The sequence below is a fragment of the Microbacterium sp. H6 genome (assembly GCF_003314775.1).
Lineage (GTDB): Bacteria > Actinomycetota > Actinomycetes > Actinomycetales > Microbacteriaceae > Microbacterium > Microbacterium oxydans.
Genome location: NZ_QOAY01000159.1, coordinates 21,992 through 24,735, shown reverse-complemented (window position 1 = coordinate 24,735; position 2,744 = coordinate 21,992). Strand labels below are relative to the sequence as shown.

At 67.7% G+C, this 2,744-nt stretch carries 3 protein-coding genes and 1 pseudogene; all 4 read left to right on the top strand.

Annotated features, from left to right (window positions below; genetic code table 11):
• A pseudogene (locus DSP71_RS23530) lies at nt 1–319 on the top strand (DNA repair protein RecN); the annotation flags it as partial.
• A gap of 17 nt (nt 320–336) precedes the next feature.
• A complete protein-coding gene (locus DSP71_RS10135; RefSeq protein WP_046749376.1) occupies nt 337–2,031 on the top strand; it encodes a CTP synthase in 1,695 nt (564 codons plus the stop codon).
• Entirely contained in the window at nt 2,024–2,605 is a 582-nt protein-coding gene (locus DSP71_RS10130; RefSeq protein WP_046749375.1) for an NUDIX hydrolase, read from the top strand. Before DSP71_RS10135 ends, DSP71_RS10130 begins: the two co-directional genes overlap by 8 nt.
• A gap of 2 nt (nt 2,606–2,607) precedes the next feature.
• Nucleotides 2,608–2,744, top strand: a 137-nt coding sequence (locus DSP71_RS10125) for a site-specific integrase (protein WP_181800716.1), incomplete at its 3' end; no start/stop codon positions are given.

The following is a 2,744-nucleotide window of genomic DNA, read 5'->3' as shown; positions in this document are numbered from 1 at the left end:
TCCGACGTTTGTGTTCGACGAGGTCGACGCGGGCATCGGCGGCGCTGCGGCCATCGAGGTCGGACGCCGACTCGCCCGACTCGCCGAGAAGTCGCAGGTCATCGCGGTCACACATCTCGCGCAGGTCGCAGCTTTCGCCAACAACCACCTGTCGGTCGTGAAGGCCAATGACGGCGCGGTCACGGCCTCCAGCGTGCGGCGTCTGGAGGGGGAGGAGCGCGAAGCCGAGATGGCACGTCTGCTGTCGGGGCTCACCGATTCCGACGCCGCTCTGACCCACGCGCGTGAACTTCTCAGCCTCCGAGTGCCCACCGCCTGATAGGATCGAAGCCCGTGATGAACTCTTCTTCTGCGGGACCCAAGAACGACACGACCAAGCACATCTTCGTGACTGGTGGTGTCGTTTCGTCTTTGGGCAAGGGACTGACGGCGGCCAGCCTCGGAAACCTCCTCACGGCCCGCGGCCTGCGCGTCGTGATGCAGAAGCTCGACCCGTACCTGAACGTCGATCCGGGCACGATGAACCCGTTCCAGCACGGCGAGGTGTTCGTGACGGACGACGGCGCCGAGACCGATCTCGACATCGGCCACTACGAGCGCTTCCTCGACATCAACCTGTCGGAGGCGGCCAACGTCACCACTGGCCAGATCTACTCGCAGGTGATCGCCCGCGAGCGTCGCGGCGAGTACCTCGGCGACACGGTGCAGGTCATTCCGCACATCACGGACGAGATCAAGCGCCGGATGCGCCTGCAGGCGTCGGAAGACCCGCGTCCCGACGTGATCATCACCGAGGTCGGCGGCACCGTCGGCGACATCGAGTCGCAGCCGTTCCTCGAGTCCGCGCGCCAGCTGCGTCACGAGCTCGGCCGCGACAGCGTGTTCTTCGTGCACGTGTCGCTCGTGCCCTTCATGGGCGCCTCGGGGGAGCAGAAGACCAAGCCGACGCAGCATTCCGTGGCGGCCCTGCGCCAGGTCGGCATCCAGCCGGACGCCCTGGTGCTCCGCAGCGACCGCCCGGTCAGCGCGAGCAACCGCAACAAGATCGCGCTGATGTGCGACGTCGATGTCGAGGGCGTCATCAACACCGTCGACCTGCCGAGCATCTACGACATCCCCTCGACGCTGAACGAGCAGGGTCTCGACTCGTACATCGTGCGCCGCCTCGGCCTCGACCAGAAGGCGGCCGACGTCGACTGGACACGCTGGAACAAGGTGCTGCACGCGGTGCACAACCCCAAGCACGAGGTGACGATCGGCCTGGTGGGCAAGTACATCGACCTCCCCGATGCCTATCTCTCGGTGACCGAGGCTCTCAAGGCCGGAGGCTTCGCACAGGAGACCAAGGTCAACATCCGCTGGATCCCCTCCGACCTCTGCGAGACCCCGGAGGGCGCCAGGGAGCAGCTGGCCCAGCTCGACGGCATCTGCGTGCCGGGAGGCTTCGGCATCCGCGGCATCGAAGGCAAGCTCGGCGCGCTGAAGTTCGCGCGTGAGCAGGGCATCCCGACGCTCGGCCTGTGCCTCGGCCTGCAGTGCATGGTCATCGAGTACGCACGCGACGTCGCCGGCATCGAAGGCGCGTCCTCGAGCGAGTTCGACCCGGAGACGGCGGAGCCCGTCATCGCCACGATGGCCGAGCAGGTCGACATCCTCGACGGAGGCGACCTCGGGGGCACCATGCGCCTCGGTCTGTACCAGGCCGCCCTCGCCGAAGGATCGCTCGCCCGTGAACTGTACGGTGCGCCCGAAGCCTCCGAGCGCCACCGTCACCGCTACGAGGTGAACAACGCCTACCGTGACCGTCTCTCGGAGGCCGGACTGGTGTTCTCCGGTCTCAACCCGGAGCTCGACCTCGTCGAGTACGTCGAGCTTCCCCGCGACGTGCACCCGTACTACATCGCCACTCAGGCGCACCCCGAGCTGCGCTCGCGTCCGACCGCTCCGCACCCGCTGTTCCGCGGACTGGTCGGCGCAGCGATCGAGCGGAACCGCGCGAGCGAGCTGTTCGACGTCAGTGCGGATGACTGAGTCGCCGCAGGACCTCCGCGACGAGCCGTTCGAACCGGAGGTCCTTCACAGCGACCTCGTATACCGCGGCAGGGTCTGGGACGTCCGCTCCGACCGTGTGCGCTACGGAGACGGTGAGATCGTCCGACAGTACGTCGATCACACCGGCGCGGTGGCGATCGTCGCCCTGGACGATGAGGGGCGCGTCCTGCTGATCCAGCAGTACCGTCACCCGATTCGGCATCGGGATTGGGAGCTCCCTGCAGGACTGCTGGATGTGGAGGGGGAGGAGCCTCTTGCCGCAGCCCGGCGGGAGCTCGCCGAAGAGGCCGACCTCGTCGCCGAGCGCTGGGAACCCCTGGTCTCCTCCTGGACGACTCCGGGCGGGAACGACGAGATCATCCACGTGTTCCTCGCGACCGGGGTCTCCTCGGCTGACGCGGCACACGACCGGGAGGACGAGGAGGCGGACATCCGGGTGGCGTGGGTGCCGCTTTCGGACGCCGTCTCGGCGGTGCTCGAGGGGCGGATGCGCAACGGCATCCTCGCCATCGGGGTGCTCGCGGCATCGCAGAGGCTGCGCGACCGGGACTGACGATGCAGCTCGAGCGCGCCCTGGACGCCTACCTGCGTCATGTCACGGTCGAGCGGGGCCTGAGTGCCCACACGGTCGCGGCGTACCGGCGTGACCTCGGCGTCTATCAGGAGTGGTTGGTCGCAGAAGGGATCGCCGG

Coding starts and splice junctions, on each gene's coding strand:
- DSP71_RS10135 (WP_046749376.1), top strand. CDS start 337: ATGAACTCTTCTTCTGCGGGACCCAAGAACGACACGACCAAGCACATC.
- DSP71_RS10130 (WP_046749375.1), top strand. CDS start 2,024: ATGACTGAGTCGCCGCAGGACCTCCGCGACGAGCCGTTCGAACCGGAG.